Origin of the sequence: Marinomonas shanghaiensis, from assembly GCF_003259175.1 — a bacterium.
In the GTDB taxonomy this organism is placed as follows: Bacteria; Pseudomonadota; Gammaproteobacteria; order Pseudomonadales; family Marinomonadaceae; genus Marinomonas; species Marinomonas shanghaiensis.
Genome location: NZ_QGOK01000008.1, coordinates 84,871 through 103,688, shown reverse-complemented (window position 1 = coordinate 103,688; position 18,818 = coordinate 84,871). Strand labels below are relative to the sequence as shown.

Genomic DNA, 18,818 nt, shown 5'->3' with positions numbered 1-18,818 from the left:
TAAAGTCGTATGGTTAAAGCAAAATGGCGTTCGGTAGACGGGATTGTTTTACTGAACAAGCCGATTGGTCTTAGTTCAAACCAGGCATTGCAGCGTGTTCGCCGTCTTTATCAAGCGGCGAAAGCTGGCCATACTGGTGCGCTCGATCCTTTGGCAACAGGAATGTTGCCACTGTGTCTTGGCGAGGCGACAAAGTTTTCTCAATATCTATTGGATGCAAATAAGCGTTATTTGACCTGTATTCAGTTGGGCAAAAGAACCACAACGGGTGATCGTGAAGGTGAGGTGTTAACGGAAGAGTCAGTTCCTACCCTTACTGATGACTCGCTTGAAGCGATTTTAGATAGATTTCGTGGTGACATTGAGCAGATACCGCCTATGTATTCTGCTCTGAAGCATGAGGGCAGGCCTTTGTACGAGTATGCTCGTCAGGGGATTGTCATCGAGAGAAAACGTCGACGCGTCACGATTGCAAATCTCACCCTTGTTTCCAGAACGGACGATACGTTAACGCTTGATATTCAGTGTTCTAAAGGGACCTATATTCGAACCATTGGTGAGGATATTGGCGAAGCGTTAGGGTGTGGCGCACATCTGCATTCTTTGCATCGTATTTCGACGGCAGGGTATTTGCCTGAAAATATGATGACCCTAGAACAATTTGAGGCGATAGCGGAGCAAGGTTACGAGGCGTTGGATTCTCATCTGATTTCAATGGATACCGCCGTAAAACACTTTGAAAAAGTGGATTTAGCGGAGGTGGACACCTTAGATATGATGTTTGGTCGGACCGTTTCTAGCCCTGTTTCATTAGAGCACGAAACTGTGGTCAGAATGTACGATCAACAATCACAGCGCTTTTTGGGGCTTGGGCAGATAAAAGGAACGTCTATTCGTCCTTATCGATTGGTAAATACTAGTGAGTTCTCTTTATAAATAGCAGTGAGTTCTGCTAAAAAAAGTGCTAAACTTGCTGGTCTAGGATGACTGAAAATATGCTCGGCTATCCTTTACTTTTAATAGCATATTAATTTGGAGATTAAGATTATGGCATTGTCTGCAGAATCAAAAGCAGCGTTGGTAAAAGAGTTTCAAGTAGCAGAAGGTGACACTGGTTCTCCTGAAGTTCAAGTAGCATTGTTGACTAAGAACATCGAAGGTCTTCAAGATCACTTTAAAGCTCATATCCACGACCATCATTCTCGTCGCGGTCTAATCCGCATGGTAAACCAACGTCGTAAGTTGTTGGATTACCTTAAGCGTAAAGATGCAGCTCGTTACACTAGTTTGATCAAAAAACTAGGTCTGCGTCGCTAAGACTGAGAAAGGGCCATAAATTATTATGGCCCTTTTTTTATTGGTCTCCCAAGGGACAGCCTGTACTTCATATGCACTTTTCTTTTCATGAGAGAGAAAGGTTGAAAGAGTTCATATGAGTACTGGCTTAAAAAGAGGTCTTTGGGAGAAGAAATTTTTTTAATAAAAGGAATACGCGTGAGTATTACGACAAAAACTTTCCAGTTCGGTAACGATACCGTCACACTAGAAACAGGCCGCATTGCTCGCCAAGCAACGGGTGCTGTACTGTGTACTATTGGTGATGCACAAGTGCTGGCAACGGTTGTTGGTGCAAAAACAGCAACACCTGGTCAAAACTTTTTTCCACTGTCTGTACACTATCAAGAGCGAGCTTATGCTGTTGGTAAAATTCCAGGTGGCTTTTTAAAGCGTGAAGGTCGCCCTTCTGAAAAAGAAACACTGACGTCGCGTTTGATCGACCGTCCAATTCGTCCATTGTTCCCTAAAGGGTTCATGAATGAAGTTCAGGTTGTTTGTACGGTTATGTCTACTAACACCAACTTAGACGCAGATATCGCCGCAATGATTGCAACGTCTGCTGCATTGACCATTTCTGGTATCCCATTCAATGGCCCAATTGGTGCGGCGCGTGTTGGTTTCAACGATGAGTCTGGCTACGTGCTTAACCCAAGCTACTCTGATCTAGAAGGTTCTTTGCTAGACATGGTGGTAGCGGGTACGAAAGACGCTGTATTGATGGTTGAGTCTGAAGCGCAAGAGCTGACTGAAGACGAAATGCTAGGTGCGGTTCTTTATGCTCATAAAGAAATGCAAGCGGCTATTTCTGCTATCACTGAATTCGCAGCTGAGTGCGCTAAGCCTCGTTGGGATTGGACAGCGGAAGCGGCAAATGTGTCTTTGGCTGATGCTCTTCAGTCTGGCTACGCGGCTCAAATCGAAGAGGCGTACGGTATCAGTGAGAAAATGGCTCGCTATGCGCAACTAGGTGTTGTGCGTGATGCCGCTGTGGCGGCACTCGTGACCGAAGGTGGCGAATTTTCAGAAGCAGACGTAACGGGCGCTTTTTCTAAACTAGAAAAACGTATCGTGCGCCGTCGTGTTATCGACGGTAAGCCACGTATCGATGGTCGTGACAACAAAACAGTTCGCCCTATCAGTGTTGAAGTGGGTCTGTTAAGCAAAACTCACGGTTCTGCATTGTTTACTCGTGGTGAAACGCAAGCGATTGCTACTTGTACACTAGGTACTAGCCGTGATTCGCAAATGACAGACGGCTTGACTGGCGAAAGCAAAGACAGCTTCATGCTTCATTATAACTTCCCTCCTTACTCTGTCGGTGAGTGTGGTCGTATGGGCGGTGTTGGTCGTCGTGAGATTGGCCACGGTCGTTTGGCTCGTCGCGGTGTTCAAGCAGTATTGCCTTCTGAAGACGAGTTCCCATACACCATTCGTGTTGTATCTGAGATCACTGAATCTAACGGTTCAAGCTCTATGGCGTCTGTTTGTGGTGCGTCTTTGTCTATGATGGATGCTGGTGTTCCTTTGAAAGCGCCAGTGGCAGGTATCGCCATGGGTCTTATCAAAGAAGACGACGGCTTTGCTGTATTGACGGACATCTTGGGTGACGAAGATCATCTTGGCGATATGGACTTTAAAGTGGCTGGTACGGCAGAAGGTATCACAGCGCTTCAAATGGACATCAAAATAGAAGGCATCAACGAAGAAATTATGGATATCGCTTTGAGCCAAGCGCTTGAAGCTCGTACTCATATTCTTCGTGAAATGGCGAAAGTCATTGGTTACGCTCGTCCAGAAGTGTCTCCAAACGCGCCTTCTATGGCGACGATCAAAATTGATCCAGAGAAAATTCGTGACGTTATCGGTAAAGGTGGCGCGACTATTCGCTCTATCACTGAGCAAACTGGCGCTTCTATCGATCTAGACGACGACGGTACTGTTCGTATTTACGCGGCTGATAAAGCGTCTTCTGATGCCGCATTGCTGAAGATTCATGAAATCACAGCTGAAGCAGAAGTTGATAAACTTTACAAAGGTAAAGTGGTTCGTCTCGCTGAGTTTGGTGCATTCGTAAATATCTTACCTGGTAAAGATGGTTTGGTTCACATCTCTCAAATCGCTGAAGAGCGTATTCGTGCGGTAACCGACTTCCTTTCTGAAGGTCAAGATGTCATCGTTAAAGTACTGGATGTTGATGCTCGTGGTCGTATCAAATTGTCTATGAAAGACGTTACAGCAGAAGAAAAAGCCGCTTACACGGAATAATTCTGTGTAATGGGATTGATCAAAAAAGGTGCTATTTATTAGCGCCTTTTTTTGTTTTTAATGGTATGTATAGACTAGAATAACAGCATTATGTGGCTGATATTGATGCTCTGTGTGCTGATTGTCTTGGCGAAAGTAAAGGAAAGAATCATGATGTTTAAAGTGGTAGGGTTATTAGTAGCGAGTTTTGTGTTGGTGGCATGCAGTAAAGACGTGGTGAATACGCCGGTGTCGGCGATTCCTGACTGTGTTTTTGCGGATGGCTCTAACCAACCCGCGCCTGATTGGGTATGTGGTGCTCCTATTGACGGTGTTGCTTTGTCGGCTGCTGGCTATAGTGAAAAATCCGCCGCTGGGGTGAATTATATGAAGCAAATGGCAGCCACGGCAGCGCGTGTTGAGCTGGCTCAAGTGCTTAGTATTGATTTGCAAAACATGGTTAAGCAATACGTCGAAACGACGGGAGCGGGCGATTCAGAAACAGTCGATCGTGTTAACAGTGTTGTTACTAAGCAAATTACGGAACAGCAATTAATAGGTTCAAAAATCATCCGTCAAATGCCAACGCCATCGGGCGGTTTAGTGGTATTGGTTGGATTGGATCCTGCCCAAGCGCAAGGTGTTGCAGAGAGTATTTTGCGTTCTTCAATGAGAAATGAAGCAGCCTTGTTTCAAAAGTTAGAATCTGAAAAAAGTTTTGACGAGCTGGCTGCCGAAATTGCTAAGCGTCACGCTAACTAATTAAGGCAAACCTGATAAGCAGCAGCACATCGCTGCTGCTTATCAATAGGACATGTTTGTTAACTTTGTTGTTCTTCATCAAAAATTGGAGTCGGCTTTTTGTTGCTGTCTACGGCAACAAAGTTGAAATGACCTGTTACCGCTTTGGTGCGTTTATCAGAGTCCAGTTGCTCTAGAAAAATCGATACCTCTACTTTTAGTGACGTTCGTCCAACATGCACTACGCGAGCGATTAATTCGACGAGAATGCCTGATGGGATAGGTTGTTTAAAGTCAACTTGCTCAGTCGAAATAGTGACCATGGTTTTTCTGGCAAAGCGAGTAGCCGCAATATAGGCCACTTCATCCATCCACTGTAGGGCGATGCCGCCAAATAAGGTATCGTAATGGTTGGTGGTGGCTGGAAACACCATTTTCGCGACGCGTGTCTCTGATATTTCTTCTCGTTTTTGGATGAGTAGCTTGTTCATGTTAATAAAAACCTTTATTTCAATGATTCTGTTAGGTGGCATTATACTCGCTGGCGTGAGTGGGTGTGATACACGTTTTCAGGCTGAAGACGTTTTATCCCAATACACGGCTGGATTAAATCGCTCGCAGTTTGTGTCGGTGTCTTCTCCTGCAATCGTAATGCCAGCTAGTCTGCCATCATCTCGTCATCGTCAACAAAGTTTGACACAATTTGATATTGGTTTATTGGATTATTTGTCTTTGCAGCAATGCAATGTTGGCGTGGTGGCCGGAAGAAAAAACAGCATTTTGGGTAAAGTGATGCCCGATAGTCAGCGTTTTTTATATGAGCTAGATATCATTCGAGCCATAGAGTCCTGTGATATTCAAAGCGACACTTTGGCGGATGAGTTACGTCATATCGCGCAGCAAAAACGTCTTGAATTGCCGATGGCGTTTGGGAATGCTCTTTTCAATGGGGCGGAAAGTGAGGCTTTTTTTAGTTTATCGAATGGCTTTTTGCCATTGAATTATTCAACGGCACAACAGCAAGAGCTAATGAATGCATTGAATCGATTGGTTGTTATTGGTGACAGTCTTGATCGTTTACCTGTTGTTGACGCCAGCGTATTTGAGGGGGATTTAAAGATTCTCATGGACAGTGAGTACGCTGGCAGGCTTTTATATACAATTACTCGACTAACGGATTATTTGGATCGTGTAACCCATACAATAGATGGGCTTGATCAGCCGATTTGTGGCGCGCCAATGGGGTACTTCAAGCAGCAATTCGAAAGCCATTATGTAGAGAGTGTCCAACCTTATATGGGACGCATTAATCGTAGCGCTTATCAGGTATTACCACTTTTAAACACATTGTTTGAGTTGAGTGCGCCATTAAGCAATGAAATGCGAGTTTTTTCTCAGCAGTTTTCATTAACTGCTGCCGATAGCCGTTGGCAGCGTTATCAACAAGCGTCTCAAGGGCATGCACGGCAATGGAGTGCGCTTTTTGGGCGATGCGCTATGTCGGTCGGAGGGGAATCTTAGAGGTGAGTGTTGAGTTGCCTTTCTAGGCTTTCGACCGCGTCGTATTGGTAAGCTGGGCCTTCAGCTAACGGCTCGAAACTCAATGCTTTTAATAAGGCGATGTTTGCAAGTGGGTTTTCTCCGATACTGTGTGAAAACTGTATGGGGCGTGTGATAGCGTGAGGCTGATGTTGGCTTAATTGATCGGGCGTATCCATCAAGGATGGACCTGGCTGATTGAACAGGCTCATTAATAAGGCAAAATTGGCATTGCCAGAAACCGCTTGTCCCGCTCGACTGCTTTGGGTTACCTGGGTTTCAACAATTTCTCTTATATTCATTTACAAGCCTATTGAATCATCTACGAGACGCTATCGGCACAGAATGATTTTTCTTAAGAAAACAAAGAATTAATTAAAATAAGGTAGGGTGTGTTTGCGGACGGTTTTTAATTGTGATTTTTTATGCAGTTAAGGCGGCAAATTTTATTCGATGTATAGCTCAAATTGTGTAAGCATCGTACTATAATGCATTACAGATCAATAATGTTTTTTAGGATCTGTTGCTTTCTATTCAGAAAAGTGGGCCGCTAACTGTCAGTGCGGTGGGGCATAGTGCATGCATGATATTAACGAACTGATCGACAATGTGAGACGCAATGAAGAAATCGCGCGCAAATTTTTTGAAATAGAGCGTTGCATTCTTTCTATTGGTCGTTGTGACCAGTTTGTTTCTACACTAACAAAAGAAGTGCAAAAGCAATTTAATGTGCCCTATGTATGGGTAAATTTAATCAATGAAGCTCCTCTTTCTCATCTCATAGAAAGTTTAGAGAAAATGCCAGATTTACGCGATCGGGTATTATTCACCAGACGTCGATCTATGATTGATATCATCAAAGCCAGCAATAAAACGGTGTTGGTAAATACCAATTTGGGTCGTTGTTGGGAAATTATTCCGGCTGTGTATCGTGATATTATTTCTTCGGTGGCGATTTCTCCTCTGACGATTGATGGAGAATTGGTAGGTCTTTTTTGTCAAGCCGACTCTGATAGCACGCGTTATGATGCAATGACCAAAGACACTTTTTTGCTGGATCAGCTTGCCATAAAAATTTCAATCTGTTTGAGTAACGTAACGGCAAGAGAAAAGCTTGAATACTTAGCGACTCGAGATCCGTTGACCGGGCTGTTGAATCGTCGGCAGCTTGAGCTGATGTTGGAGCGTGAATTCGCTCGATCCAAGTTGCAAGAGCGTGATTTAACCGTTGTATTTCTCGATTGTGATGCGTTTAAGTCGATCAATGATACCCTGGGTCACAACTGTGGCGATGAGGTATTAGAATACATTGCCAAACGTTTGCTAAAATACGTGCATAAACAGGGCTTGGCGTTTCGTTTTGCTGGCGATGAGTTTGTCTTTGTCATGCCGGGTAAAAGCTATGAACAATCCATAATGGTCGCAGAGTCTATCCAGGAATACCTTCAATCTAACCCATTGAGGTATAAATCGAATCTTGTGCCAATCACCATTAGTTATGGTGGGGCCAGTGTGATGTCTGATAGACCAAGCAACTACAAACATCTGCTCAAAGTAGCGGATGAGCGTCTTTATGATTATAAGAATAACCGTAAAAGATTGGTGCCGACTAAGGTCTTTAAGTTTTTAAATAGACTGAGATAGTATTGTAATTTTATTACATTTTAGCGGCTGTTTTTTCAGGGTTGCGGTATTTTTCCCCTCAATTTTGTTGTAAAATTTCAAAAAAATTAAATAGGGTTCGTCTATGTCCCATGCTTTAATCGCCGATCTTGGTGGAACGAATGCGCGCTTTGCTTTGGTTCCTATCCATCAATATGAGCCTCTTGAAATTAGAGTGCTCCCTTGTAAGAATTATGCGAATTTTTTCGACGCTGCGGCGGATTACATCGAGCATTGCAGTGTTGATATGGAAAATATTGATGCTGTGGTACTTGCCATTGCAGGTCCTGTCAATCAAGCCGTTATTCGCTTCTCTAATAATCCGTGGCACTTTACCCGTGCAGAAGTGCAGTCTTATTTTGGTGATGACAAGCCCGTCGCCTTACTCAATGACTTTGATGCCGTAGGTTACAGCTTGGAGGTTTTGCCTAAAAGCGATATGGTGGTTTTGGGTGAGCATTCTACAGTTGATCCAAAGGCACCATGCTGGGTCGTTGGGGCGGGAACGGGATTGGGTATTTCCTGTGTTGTTCCTCAGGATAACGGGCCGAACATGGTATTGCCAGGCGAAGGTGGGCATGTCGATTTGTCGGCTTGTAATGACCTCGAAGATGATATTTTAAAATTCTTACGCACTCGTCATAAACGTGTGTCGGCGGAGCGTGTGCTATCAGGAATGGGCCTTGAAAATATATATGAGGCCATGGCGCGACGACAAGGGATCGAAAAACGTTTAACGGCACCAGAAATTGGTGACGCTTTAAAGCAAGGTAACGACCCGATAGCCAAAGCCGCTCTAGAGCAATTCTTTGTGTTTCTTGGGCGAGTAATTGGTGATCTTGTTCTATCGGTTGAGTCCCGTGGTGGTGTGTATATTGCTGGGGGGATTGTGCCGCGTTATGTTAATGACATCCTGAAAAGTGGTTTTCGTGATGCCATGCAAGATAAAGGGCGCATGAAAGAATTTGTCTCACCTATTCCGACGTTTGTCGTGATGTCTGAATACCCAGGGCTGATGGGATGCGCTTGTTATGCGTCTCATCTTGTGTCGAAAGCCTAAATAGTTGGAGAAAGAATATATGAAGGCCAGTTTAAAAGCCTGTGATGTTGTAATTTTCGGTGGCGGCGGTGATCTTGCAATGCGTAAGTTATTGCCTGCTTTGTACCATTTGGATATGGATGGTTTGCTTGCTCCAACGACGCGTATTATTGGTGCTTCGAGACGAGAAGTGAGTACAGAGGAATACCAAACAAAAATTCGAGCCGCGCTGGATGAGTTTGTACCTTCTAGTGTGGGTGATGAAAAAACATGGCCGCGTTTTAAAGAGCGTTTGAGTTATGTGTCGGTCGATGCGCAAGAAGCGTCTGATTTCTCACGACTCAATGATCATCAAGTTGGTGGCGATAACCGTGATGTCGTATTTTATCTTGCTACATCGCCTGATTTATTTGGTTCGATTTGTTCTTCGCTCGCGGCCCATGGTTTGAATGCGGAGCGTATGCGTGTGGTGCTAGAAAAGCCACTTGGTCGAGATTTGGCTTCTTCTCGTGCAATCAACGATGAAGTAATGAAAAACTTCAATGAGCAGCAAGCTTTCCGTATTGATCACTATCTTGGCAAAGAAACCGTACAGAACTTATTGGCGATACGTTTTGGTAACACACTGTTTGAGCCTTTGTGGGACAGTGCGCATATTGACAATGTGCAAATTACTGTTTCTGAGACGGTTGGTGTAGAAGGGCGTTGGGGATATTACGACAATGCTGGTGCCATGCGTGATATGGTGCAGAATCACTTGATTCAGCTATTGTGCTTGGTGGCTATGGAGCCACCTGGTCGAATGGATGCGGATTCAGTCCGTGATGAAAAGATTAAAGTATTGAAAGCCTTGCGTCCTATTGCTGGAGCAAATGCTTATACCAAAACCGTTCGTGGTCAATATGCGAAAGGCATGATCAAAGGGAAAGAGGTAAAAGGGTATTTCGATGAAGAAGGAAGTAATCCTGATTCTCGAACGGAAACCTTTGTTGCTTTGCGCGCGGATATTGATAACTGGCGTTGGGCTGGCGTGCCGTTTTATCTCAGAACCGGTAAGCGTTTGGGTCAGCGTTATTCTGAAATTGTTATTCAGTATAAAGCCGTTCCGCACAGTATTTTTAGTGATGAAAGCAATCGTCAGCTTCAGCGCAATCAGCTAATTATTCGTCTTCAGCCAGAAGAAAAAATCTCGCTAACGGTGATGAATAAGGTTCCCGGTGTGAGTGAAGGCATGGTTCTTCAGCCTGTAGATTTGAACTTGAGTTTGACCGAAGCCTTTAATGATAAGCGCAGTCCCGAAGCGTATGAGCGATTGTTGCTTGATGTGATGCGTAACGATGCGACTTTGTTTATGCGCTACGATGAAGTAGAGGCGGCTTGGCGATGGGTGGACGGGATTATGTCCGCTTGGAACCAAACCAGCGAACGCCCAAAAGAGTATGCTTCTGGTTCTTGGGGGCCAGCAGCGTCAATGGCGTTGCCGATCAAAGACGGTCGTAATTGGCATGATTATTAAGTCTTAATAAAAGGAAAATAAAATGACTACTTCATATACTGCTGAGCAGGTGATGACAGCCACATCTGTTGTTCCTGTCATTGTTGTGGACAGTGTTGAGCAAGCAGTTGCGCTGGGCAAAGCCCTTGTTGCTGGTGGCGTGCCTGTTTTAGAGGTAACCTTGCGTACTCCGGCTGCTTTAGAGGCAATTACAGCGCTTCGTAAAGAAGTACCTGAGGCGATTGTTGGTGCTGGAACGGTCTGTTCTCGTGCGCAATATATTCAAGCAATCGAGGCAGGCTCTCAGTTCATTATTAGCCCAGGTATGACCGCGGACCTATTGGCAGTGGGGAAAGAGTACGATGTGCCTTACTTGCCCGCCGTAGCGACTATTTCTGATATTTTGCTTGGAATGGAATACGGCTATGACCGTTTTAAATTCTTCCCTGCTGAAGTGAACGGCGGTGTTAAAGCGTTGAAAGCATTTGGTGGTCCACTACCGCAAATCAAATTTTGCCCGACTGGCGGTATTGGAGCGGAAAACTTCCGTGAATATTTAGCCTTGCCAAATGTGCTATGTGTAGGTGGTTCTTGGATTGTACCGACAGATTTAGTGCGTGCCGGTAAGTGGGATGAGATTACTGAGTTGGCGAAATCGGTCGCATAAACACTGACTCAGTGAAGGCTCTTTGTACAAATATGAAAAGGGAAGAACGTTTGTTCTTCCCTTTTTTCTTGCAAAGAATTTATAAGTTTTCTTCAGCAAACTCTGCAAGTCGGCTTCTTTCTATACCATTGACGTGCATGATGCTGGCGTATTTAAAGGATTTTGTTTTCTCCACTAGGTAAGTTAATCCTGAGGTTAGTGGGGTGATGTACTTATTGTCAATCTGTGCCAAATTGCCGAGTACAATGATTTTCGAATTGCTGCCGACTCGTGTCACGATGGACTTGAGCTGGAATTGTGTGAGCCCTTGAGCTTCATCGATGATGATTAAAGCATTATTGAATGATCGGCCACGCATAAAGTTTAGGGACTTAAATTGAATGTTGGCTTTTTGCTTGACGTAGTCAATGCTGCTAAAAGAATGTTCGTCAGCACCATGCAAAATTTCTAAGTTATCGTCAAAGGCTGCCAACCATGGTGCCATTTTTTCCTCTTCGGTTCCGGGTAGGAAGCCAATGTCTTCGGCCATTGGAGGCGTAGACCTCGCTACGATAATTTTATTAAAGCGTTTTTCTTCCATGGTGACCTGTAGTCCATAGGCTAAGGCCAGTAGTGTTTTTCCTGAGCCTGCTGGCCCTGTCATCACCATGAGATCTGAGTTGTCATGGCGTAATAAGTAAAATGCCATGGCTTGCTCTAGGTTGCGTGGCAGTATGCCCCAGAAGTTTTGGTTCATTAGGTGTTGTTTGTTTATGTCGAGTAGATAGACATGTTCTTGATCAAGGTTAACGACAAAACCAATGAAGTCTTCATCGTCAATGACAAACATATTGAAATAAATATTGGGTAGATGGCTTTTGTCGATAACATGAACAGTATGGCGACCATGAGATTCTGTTTTAACACTCTCGATCGTTGACCAAAAACTGCCACTGAACTGAATGTAGCCTTTGCTCATTAAGTCCAAGTCATCAAGTACTTTGTCTTTTCTATAATCCTCTACACGTTCTAATCCTGAGCCTTTTGCCTTGATCCGCATATTGATATCTTTTGTGACTAGGCAAACTGCGGAGCGTGGGTGTGTTGCCTGTAGGCTTAAACCCACGTTGATGATGCGGTTGTCATTGGCGTGATCATGATTGCCGTTTAGAAAGGGAACATTGTCTGTCAGAGTGATTTGTTGGTCTGGATAGATGGCGAGGGAGCCTTCAACGCGCTTATTTTGCTCCTGATCAGTATCGTTGTTAATGATGCGTATTGGCACGCCTGCTTGTAGGTCGCGAGGGGAAGCATTACCGACTATTTTGTCAATCGTATTAATGGCAACTCGCGCTTCTCTACTAACGTCTTTATCTCTTCTATCTTTGATAACATCCAATTCTTCGAGAACCGTCATAGGAATGACGACTTTGTGTTCGGCAAAAGCATAAATTGCCAATGGGTCGTGCAATAGCACATTGGTGTCGAGAACGTAGATTTTTTCCATAGAGTATTACTCCTGCAATGCACATGAAGTGTGCTTTTGAATAGGGAAGAAACGAACGAAACGCATAGTGCTTAGAGATTTATTGTAAAGGGTCGTACTTAGTTTAGTGATGAGCTGTAATGTACTGAGCGTTGTTTGATGGGCGTCTGAATTCGCCAAAGAAGGTTGGAAGATGGTGTTGTAATGGTTGCGATTATGGTTTTTTGGCAAGTTAAACCTCACTGTCTTTATCCATACTCTAATTAGAGTGTATGACAGTTTTGTTGCTTATGCTTGTTCTAATAGACTTTTTTAGCAATTTTTAGTTATAAAAAAACCGCTGTTTATGGCAGCGGCTTTTTTTGTGCTAGGCTGGTCTCAGTCGTCTAAGAAGCTTCTTAGATGCTCCGAGCGACTAGGGTGACGTAGCTTACGCAGTGCTTTGGCTTCGATTTGACGAATACGCTCACGCGTAACATCAAATTGTTTACCAACCTCTTCAAGAGTGTGGTCGGTGTTCATGTCGATACCGAAGCGCATGCGCAGTACTTTGGCTTCACGAGCGGTTAAGCCTGCAAGTACCATAGTGGTTGATTCACGCAAACCTTCAATTGTCGCGATATCAATTGGAGATTCAGCGCCATCGTCTTCAATGAAGTCGCCTAAATGTGAATCTTCATCGTCACCAATCGGTGTTTCCATTGAAATCGGTTCTTTAGCGATCTTCAATACTTTGCGAATCTTATCTTCAGGCATGTCCATGCGAGCAGCCAGTTCTTCAGGCGTCGCCTCGCGTCCCATTTCTTGTAGCATTTGACGAGAGATACGATTCAATTTATTGATCGTTTCAATCATGTGCACAGGGATACGGATGGTGCGTGCTTGATCGGCAATGGAGCGAGTGATTGCTTGACGAATCCACCAAGTTGCATAGGTAGAGAACTTATAACCACGACGGTATTCGAATTTATCCACTGCTTTCATTAAGCCGATGTTGCCTTCTTGAATAAGATCCAAGAATTGTAAGCCACGGTTAGTGTATTTTTTCGCAATAGAAATAACCAAACGTAAGTTGGCTTCGACCATTTCTTTTTTCGCACGGCGAGCACGAGTTTCACCGATTGAAATGCGACGATTGATTTCTTTGAGTTCTGCGATCGTTAAGCCTGTTTCTTTGGAAACCGCACGAAGCTTGCGCTGACTGCGCATAAACTCAGCTTCGTTCTCTTCCAATGCTGCGGCATAATCTGCGCCAGAAGCAATTTGCTCTTTCAACCAATCAGGATTGGTTTCATTGCTTGGGAAGCGTTTTAAGAATTCGGTTCTTGGCATGCCAGATTTGCGCACACACACTTGCATGATAAGACGTTCTTGGTCACGAATTTTTTCCATGCGTGAACGTACGCGTTCAATCAGCTCATCGAACATTTTTGGCACAAGCTTGATAGGAGCAAAGCTAATGCTTAACTCTTCTTGCTTGTTTTTTACTTCAGGGTCTTGTCGGTCGCGTGTTTCTAATAACACTTTTAATTCATTATAAATACGCGTGATATCGTTGAAACGTAGAGCAGTTTCTTCTGGATCAGGACCGTTATCCGTTTCTTCTTCGGTGGTCTCTGAATCATCATCGTCTTCGTCACCATCGATCGTATCTTCGTCGATGAGTGGCTCATCGTTCGTGGTGTCTTCGAAAATAGGTTCTTCGCCGTCGCCATCGATAAAGCCGCTAAAGATGTCGCTTAGACGACCTTCTTCTTCCTGCACTTTTGAGTAGGCGTCGAGCAATACATCTACCGCACCAGGGAAATAAGATATCGCCGCCATGACTTCGCGAGTACCTTCTTCGATACGCTTCGCGATGGCAATTTCACCGGCACGAGTCAATAGTTCAACTGTCCCCATTTCACGCATGTACATACGGACAGGGTCAGTGGTTCGGGTAATATCACCTTCTACTGCGGCTAAAGCGGCAGCGGCTTCTTCCGCGGCGGCTTCATCTGTCGCATCACCTTCTTCCATAAGAAGGCTATCTTTATCGGGTGCAACTTCGGAAACCGTAATGCCCATGTCGTTGATCATGGCAATGATTTCTTCTACTTGCTCCGGGTCTGAAAGGTCATCAGGGAGGTGGTCGTTAACTTCAGCAAAAGTTAAGTAACCTTGTTCTTTACCCTTGGTGATCAGCTCTTTGAGACGTGACTGTTGAGTGTCTGGCATTCGACAACCTATCGTTAGAAATTCATTTGGGAGTTTAGCAAGCCGCGGATTATAACAAAATCTATCGCTTTTATCCACCGAATCCTTTCTTTTGTGTGTGAAAATTAAGCAACCATTATGATTTTTTTTGTCGGATCAGATCCATTAAATTTCGTAATTCCTGCTTACTGCTATTATCCTTTATGGATTCGTTTCCCTTACTTTTCAACCGTGCAATGCTGCTATTTAGGCCAAGATTTTTTTCTAACGCTAAAACAGTATCGAGCACTTCTTGTTGTGCGTTGGTTATTTTTTGCTTTGTTATCGCATCTTTATGGTTTAACAGTGCGTAAATGGATGACATCGCGACTTTATCTGTCATTTCCCCTAAAAGGTGGCCTGTGTTTTTATTGGGGTATTTTGTGAAATATCGCCATATTTTGCAGAATATTTGCAGCTCATCATTGGCTTGATTTATCAAAGGATCCGGTAGGTCAATGTCTTTTGCTATGTGCGGGTGCAATAACAGGCACAGAGAAGCTTGTTTAATTCGACTTAGACTAGGGGCGGCGGGTGGTAGTGCTGGCTCGTCGTTGTAAAATTTGCCTTTTGAAAAGGGTTTTTTCCCAAATGGTTTTTTAAATGAGCCTGTCGGGTTTGGTTGATACGACGGGGTTGTGTAATCGGCCGGGTGAAAATCATCATAGTCGCTATGAGGTGGTTCGTATTCGTAGTGACTGAGGTCGGGGTTTTCACCATCATAATGAGGTGTTTGTTGTGTGTGATTAGGGTATGCGGGCGTCTGTTCTTCGGTTGATATGTATTGGCGTCGTGTTTTAAAGACGGTGTTGCTTAAGGTTTCGCTGTCGATGCCAGATTGATCGCTTAGTTGGCGAATTAATACGGAGCGAAAGGTGAGCTCTTTGGGGATTTGTGTAATCATTTCCATGGCATTGCGAGCGAACTGTGCTTCGCCTTCTTCATCGCCGAGTGTCACTTGATTTCTGGCGTGGTCAAATAGGACATGTGATAGCGAGGAGGCATCTTCTAAGCGGCGATTAAAGGCGTCTTTGCCTTCTTTTCTGACCAGTGAATCTGGGTCTTCCCCCTCCGGTAAAAACAGGAAGCGTACTTGTTTTTCATCTTGCATAACCGGCAAGGAGGCTTCTAAACCCCGAATGGCGGCGGCGCGGCCAGCTTTATCGCCATCAAAGCAAAGTACAATTTTACTAACCAGTTTGAAGAGTTTGCGGATGTGCTGGCTATTAACGGAAGTGCCTAGCGTAGCGACCGCGTTGGTAATGCCATGTTGCGCTAATACGATGACATCCATATAGCCTTCTACTACCAAGATTTGGTTGAGTATCGGGGTATTTTGTTTTGCTTCAAATAGACCGTATAGCTCTTGGCTTTTTTGAAAAACTGGGGTTTCTGGCGAATTGAGATATTTGGGCTTTTCATCGCCAAATGCGCGTCCGCCAAAGGCAATGACACGGCCTCGCGAATCGCGAATGGGAAAAATAATACGATCGCGAAAGCGATCATAGTAATGTCCGGGTTGATCTTTTTTTTCAATCAGCATGCCGCCTAATAGAAGCTGTTCTTGGCTTTCGGCGCGCGTGCCCACTTTTTTGAGTAGGTTGTCCCATCCAGGAGGGGCATAGCCTAAACCAAATACTTTGGCGATTTGACCTGATAGCCCACGTTCCTTTGAGAGGTAGTCGGTGGCTTTTTTCTTATCGGGGTGCTGGGTGAGTTGTTGCTGATAAAACTGCGAGCTTTCGGATAAGCGTTTGAGTAACTCTGCGTTTTGTTCGTATCTGTCTGGTGCGCCTTGTTCTCGTGGCACTTCCATGCCGGCGTCTTTTGCCAATACTTCAATGGCGTCGACAAAGTCTAGATGGTCATGTTCCATCACAAAGGAAATTGCATTGCCGCCTGCACCGCAACCAAAGCAGTAATAGAACTGTTTGTTTGGGTTTAAACTAAAGGAAGGGCTTTTTTCATTGTGAAAAGGGCACAGAGCACTGTAATTTTGTCCGGTTTTTTTTAGGCTAATGCGAGACGCAACCACGTCGGTCAGGTCGGTTCGAGCCAAAAGCTCATCAATAAACTGATCAGGAATACGTCCCGCCATTATATTAGCCTAGTTGTGCTTTAACTTGTTTGCTGATTTGTGCCATATCGGCACGGCCTTGAACCTGTGGTTTGACAATCGCCATTACTGCGCTCATTTGTTGCATAGAGGTGGCGCCTGTTTCTGTGATAGCGGCTTTAACAATCTCGCCAACTTCCTCATCAGTCAATGGGGTAGGCAAGAATTCGCTGATGATTGCCATCTCTTCTTGTTCAATGGCTGCCAGATCTTCACGGCCGCCATCAATAAACTGCTGGTTTGAGTCTTTGCGCTGTTTGTTCATTTTGTCAAGAACAGCCAACACACGGGCATCGTCTAATTCGATGCGCTCATCTACTTCAATTTTTTTGCACTCAGATAAGATGGTACGAATGACCGTAACGCGTTGTTTTTCTTTGGCACGCATAGCGTCTTTCAATGTATCTGAGATGTGTTTTTTTAGGTCTGACATGGGATCCTCTTACTTTCGGTAGATAGCTGTCGGGTAGACAGATAAGCAAAAAAAACGGCTAGTTGGTTAACTAGCCGTTTTTTTATAAGCCTAAAAGTTAGAAACGTCTAGGCAAACATTTGTTTTTTGCAAAGTGCCAAACGGCAGATTGGCCTAGTACAAACGTTGGAATTTCTTTTGCTCACGAGAAACTTTCTTAGCGTGACGTTTAACAGCAGCGGCTGCAGCACGTTTGCGAAGAGTTGTTGGTTTTTCGTAGCATTCACGACGACGAACTTCAGCCAAAACGCCTGCTTTTTCACAAGAGCGTTTGAAGCGACGTAGAGCGATGTCAAATGGTTCGTTATCTTTTACTTTTACTGCTGGCATGTTTTTACCTTTTAAGAATATTTTTAAAACGTTTAAGTATTCACAAAAACGGCGTGAACTATACCCGTATTTAATGGGCTTTCAAAGCGCGCTTTTGTTGAACAGAGTGTGATCCAGTATGGATCGATTTCCCTAAATCAAAAGCCTAAGCCAAAAGGCTTAACCCTGAACAGACTGTTATCGCGTCTGTAACGGTATTCATTTTTTCATAGGGTGCTTGTTCGCCATTTTGCTTCTCTTTACATGGAAGCCATGGGTTAAGCTAGAAAAATCACCTGCCTTTTTATTTAAACATTTAAAACGCGCGCATTATAAAGCTTTTACCTAGCGGTGTCTAATCTCATTTACGCTGAATACGAACTAAGTTGCGGTTTGCTCTGCAATGGTCTGAACAGATAAGGTACAATATACGCAAATTATTAATGAGATTATTCTGATGAAAGTATTGGGATTAGAAACTTCTTGTGATGAAACGGGGATCGCTATTTACGATACCGAGAAAGGTCTTTTGGCACACAAGATTTACTCTCAAATCGCTCAGCACGCTGAATACGGTGGTGTTGTACCCGAATTGGCTTCTCGTGATCATGTTCGTAAAACCTTGCCACTTATTGATGAGGTGTTGCAGGCCGCGGGCATGAAAAAATCGGAACTGGATGCGATTGCTTATACGAGCGGTCCCGGTCTAGTGGGGGCTTTGATGGCTGGTGCGACCATTGGTCATTCATTAGCCTATGCCTTGGGTATTCCTGCTTTGGGAGTGCACCATATGGAAGGCCATCTTTTGGCACCAATGTTAGAAGCGTCACAGCCGAAAATGCCCTTCGTTGCGCTGTTAGTATCAGGTGGCCATACTCAGTTGGTTCGTGTTGATGCAATCGGAGAGTATCGTCTTTTAGGTCAGTCTCTTGACGATGCTGCTGGGGAAGCGTTTGATAAAGCCGCCAAAATGATCGGCTTGCCTTATCCGGGAGGGCCTTATATTGCCGCTTTAGCAAAACGCGGCAACCCTGAGTCTGGGTTGACATTCCCGCGTCCTATGACAGACCGTCCTGGTTTGGATTTTAGTTTTAGTGGATTGAAAACCGCCTTTTTAACAGCAGTACATGATGCGCTGGACAATGATCGCTGTGACGAACAGTTTAAAGCCGACGCCGCTTTGGCGTTTGAGACCGCTGTGGTAGATACTTTAGTGATTAAATGTCGCCGAGCATTGGAAGCGGAAGGTTTGAAACAATTGATTATTGCGGGTGGCGTGAGTGCAAATCAAAGACTGCGTGAGCAGCTTGAAAGTCAGTTGAAAAAAATTAAAGCCAGTGTGTTTTATGCTAGACCAGAATTTTGTACCGATAACGGTGCCATGATTGCCTATGCTGGCGCTCAGCGTTTGGTCAGTGGTCAATTTTCTGAACTCAGTTTGTCGATACGTGCCCGCTGGCCGTTATCTGAATTACCACCCTTAAAGGAATCTTAGT

The 18,818-nt window shown here is 44.4% G+C and carries 17 protein-coding genes; 10 read left to right on the top strand and 7 right to left on the bottom strand.

The window, feature by feature from the left end:
* Positions 1-9: 9 nt before the first annotated feature.
* From truB to DKT73_RS08455, 4 genes are all read left to right on the top strand, one after another.
* The gene (gene truB / locus DKT73_RS08470) at positions 10-936 is read left to right on the top strand and encodes a tRNA pseudouridine(55) synthase TruB (protein WP_111638125.1); all 927 of its coding nucleotides are present in this window, start codon (positions 10-12) and stop codon (positions 934-936) included.
* A 111-nt stretch (positions 937-1,047) separates the two neighbouring features.
* On the top strand, positions 1,048-1,317 hold the full coding sequence (rpsO, locus tag DKT73_RS08465) for a 30S ribosomal protein S15 (protein WP_111605584.1): 270 nt from the start codon (positions 1,048-1,050) through the stop codon (positions 1,315-1,317).
* A 177-nt stretch (positions 1,318-1,494) separates the two neighbouring features.
* A complete protein-coding gene (pnp, locus tag DKT73_RS08460) occupies positions 1,495-3,603 on the top strand; it encodes a polyribonucleotide nucleotidyltransferase (protein ID WP_111638124.1) in 2,109 nt (702 codons plus the stop codon).
* A 150-nt stretch (positions 3,604-3,753) separates the two neighbouring features.
* The gene (locus DKT73_RS08455; protein ID WP_111638123.1) at positions 3,754-4,344 is read left to right on the top strand and encodes an LPP20 family lipoprotein; all 591 of its coding nucleotides are present in this window, start codon (positions 3,754-3,756) and stop codon (positions 4,342-4,344) included.
* A gap of 59 nt (positions 4,345-4,403) precedes the next feature.
* On the opposite strand, the gene DKT73_RS08450 is transcribed toward DKT73_RS08455, so the two are convergent.
* A complete protein-coding gene (locus DKT73_RS08450; RefSeq protein ID WP_111638122.1) occupies positions 4,404-4,814 on the bottom strand; it encodes an acyl-CoA thioesterase in 411 nt (136 codons plus the stop codon).
* Between DKT73_RS08450 and DKT73_RS08445 the strand changes: the two genes are divergently transcribed.
* Positions 4,813-5,844, top strand: coding sequence for a DUF3080 family protein (locus tag DKT73_RS08445; protein WP_232827822.1), 1,032 nt, complete (start codon positions 4,813-4,815; stop codon positions 5,842-5,844). The genes DKT73_RS08450 and DKT73_RS08445 overlap by 2 nt on opposite strands.
* On the opposite strand, the gene DKT73_RS08440 is transcribed toward DKT73_RS08445, so the two are convergent.
* Entirely contained in the window at positions 5,841-6,164 is a 324-nt protein-coding gene (locus tag DKT73_RS08440) for a hypothetical protein (protein WP_111638121.1), read from the bottom strand. The two genes, DKT73_RS08445 and DKT73_RS08440, sit on opposite strands and share 4 nt — an antisense overlap.
* 277 nt (positions 6,165-6,441) lie before the next feature.
* On the opposite strand from DKT73_RS08440, the gene DKT73_RS08435 reads away from it, so the two are divergent.
* The 4 genes from DKT73_RS08435 to DKT73_RS08420 all read left to right on the top strand — a co-directional run bounded on the left by DKT73_RS08435 (position 6,442) and on the right by DKT73_RS08420 (position 10,725).
* A complete protein-coding gene (locus tag DKT73_RS08435) occupies positions 6,442-7,506 on the top strand; it encodes a GGDEF domain-containing protein (protein WP_111638120.1) in 1,065 nt (354 codons plus the stop codon).
* A 103-nt stretch (positions 7,507-7,609) separates the two neighbouring features.
* Positions 7,610-8,584, top strand: coding sequence for a glucokinase (glk, locus tag DKT73_RS08430; RefSeq protein WP_111638119.1), 975 nt, complete (start codon positions 7,610-7,612; stop codon positions 8,582-8,584).
* A 19-nt stretch (positions 8,585-8,603) separates the two neighbouring features.
* Positions 8,604-10,079 carry a glucose-6-phosphate dehydrogenase gene (gene zwf, locus DKT73_RS08425; RefSeq protein ID WP_111638118.1) on the top strand — a complete coding sequence of 492 codons (1,476 nt, stop codon included), beginning with the start codon at positions 8,604-8,606 and terminating at the stop codon, positions 10,077-10,079.
* A gap of 22 nt (positions 10,080-10,101) precedes the next feature.
* Positions 10,102-10,725 carry a bifunctional 4-hydroxy-2-oxoglutarate aldolase/2-dehydro-3-deoxy-phosphogluconate aldolase gene (locus DKT73_RS08420; RefSeq protein ID WP_111638117.1) on the top strand — a complete coding sequence of 208 codons (624 nt, stop codon included), beginning with the start codon at positions 10,102-10,104 and terminating at the stop codon, positions 10,723-10,725.
* Between the two features lie 79 nt (positions 10,726-10,804).
* Here DKT73_RS08420 and DKT73_RS08415 read toward each other — a convergent pair whose 3' ends face one another.
* The 5 genes from DKT73_RS08415 to rpsU form a co-directional block, all read right to left on the bottom strand.
* Positions 10,805-12,211 (bottom strand): PhoH family protein, encoded by a 1,407-nt coding sequence (locus tag DKT73_RS08415; protein ID WP_111638116.1) that lies wholly within the window; start codon positions 12,209-12,211, stop codon positions 10,805-10,807.
* Between the two features lie 357 nt (positions 12,212-12,568).
* Positions 12,569-14,407: an RNA polymerase sigma factor RpoD gene (rpoD, locus tag DKT73_RS08410; RefSeq protein WP_111638115.1), complete on the bottom strand. Its 1,839-nt coding sequence runs from the start codon at positions 14,405-14,407 to the stop codon at positions 12,569-12,571.
* A gap of 115 nt (positions 14,408-14,522) precedes the next feature.
* Entirely contained in the window at positions 14,523-16,523 is a 2,001-nt protein-coding gene (dnaG, locus tag DKT73_RS08405; RefSeq protein WP_111638114.1) for a DNA primase, read from the bottom strand.
* A 4-nt stretch (positions 16,524-16,527) separates the two neighbouring features.
* Complete coding sequence (locus DKT73_RS08400; protein ID WP_111638113.1) at positions 16,528-16,974, bottom strand: GatB/YqeY domain-containing protein; 447 nt, start codon at positions 16,972-16,974, stop codon at positions 16,528-16,530.
* A 153-nt stretch (positions 16,975-17,127) separates the two neighbouring features.
* On the bottom strand, positions 17,128-17,343 hold the full coding sequence (gene rpsU, locus DKT73_RS08395) for a 30S ribosomal protein S21 (RefSeq protein WP_009835737.1): 216 nt from the start codon (positions 17,341-17,343) through the stop codon (positions 17,128-17,130).
* A 436-nt stretch (positions 17,344-17,779) separates the two neighbouring features.
* On the opposite strand from rpsU, the gene tsaD reads away from it, so the two are divergent.
* The gene (gene tsaD / locus DKT73_RS08390; protein WP_111638112.1) at positions 17,780-18,817 is read left to right on the top strand and encodes a tRNA (adenosine(37)-N6)-threonylcarbamoyltransferase complex transferase subunit TsaD; all 1,038 of its coding nucleotides are present in this window, start codon (positions 17,780-17,782) and stop codon (positions 18,815-18,817) included.
* Position 18,818 lies beyond the last annotated feature (1 nt).

Bases quoted from the DNA above. Each gene is read 5' to 3' on its own strand.
- DKT73_RS08400 (WP_111638113.1), bottom strand. From the start codon at position 16,974: ATGTCAGACCTAAAAAAACACATCTCAGATACATTGAAAGACGCTATG.
- tsaD (WP_111638112.1), top strand. From the start codon at position 17,780: ATGAAAGTATTGGGATTAGAAACTTCTTGTGATGAAACGGGGATCGCT.
- DKT73_RS08420 (WP_111638117.1), top strand. From the start codon at position 10,102: ATGACTACTTCATATACTGCTGAGCAGGTGATGACAGCCACATCTGTT.
- DKT73_RS08440 (WP_111638121.1), bottom strand. From the start codon at position 6,164: ATGAATATAAGAGAAATTGTTGAAACCCAGGTAACCCAAAGCAGTCGA.
- DKT73_RS08455 (WP_111638123.1), top strand. From the start codon at position 3,754: ATGATGTTTAAAGTGGTAGGGTTATTAGTAGCGAGTTTTGTGTTGGTG.
- rpsU (WP_009835737.1), bottom strand. From the start codon at position 17,343: ATGCCAGCAGTAAAAGTAAAAGATAACGAACCATTTGACATCGCTCTA.
- zwf (WP_111638118.1), top strand. From the start codon at position 8,604: ATGAAGGCCAGTTTAAAAGCCTGTGATGTTGTAATTTTCGGTGGCGGC.
- truB (WP_111638125.1), top strand. From the start codon at position 10: ATGGTTAAAGCAAAATGGCGTTCGGTAGACGGGATTGTTTTACTGAAC.
- DKT73_RS08415 (WP_111638116.1), bottom strand. From the start codon at position 12,211: ATGGAAAAAATCTACGTTCTCGACACCAATGTGCTATTGCACGACCCA.
- rpoD (WP_111638115.1), bottom strand. From the start codon at position 14,407: ATGCCAGACACTCAACAGTCACGTCTCAAAGAGCTGATCACCAAGGGT.
- DKT73_RS08450 (WP_111638122.1), bottom strand. From the start codon at position 4,814: ATGAACAAGCTACTCATCCAAAAACGAGAAGAAATATCAGAGACACGC.
- dnaG (WP_111638114.1), bottom strand. From the start codon at position 16,523: ATGGCGGGACGTATTCCTGATCAGTTTATTGATGAGCTTTTGGCTCGA.
- glk (WP_111638119.1), top strand. From the start codon at position 7,610: ATGTCCCATGCTTTAATCGCCGATCTTGGTGGAACGAATGCGCGCTTT.
- DKT73_RS08445 (WP_232827822.1), top strand. From the start codon at position 4,813: ATGTTAATAAAAACCTTTATTTCAATGATTCTGTTAGGTGGCATTATA.
- DKT73_RS08435 (WP_111638120.1), top strand. From the start codon at position 6,442: ATGCATGATATTAACGAACTGATCGACAATGTGAGACGCAATGAAGAA.
- rpsO (WP_111605584.1), top strand. From the start codon at position 1,048: ATGGCATTGTCTGCAGAATCAAAAGCAGCGTTGGTAAAAGAGTTTCAA.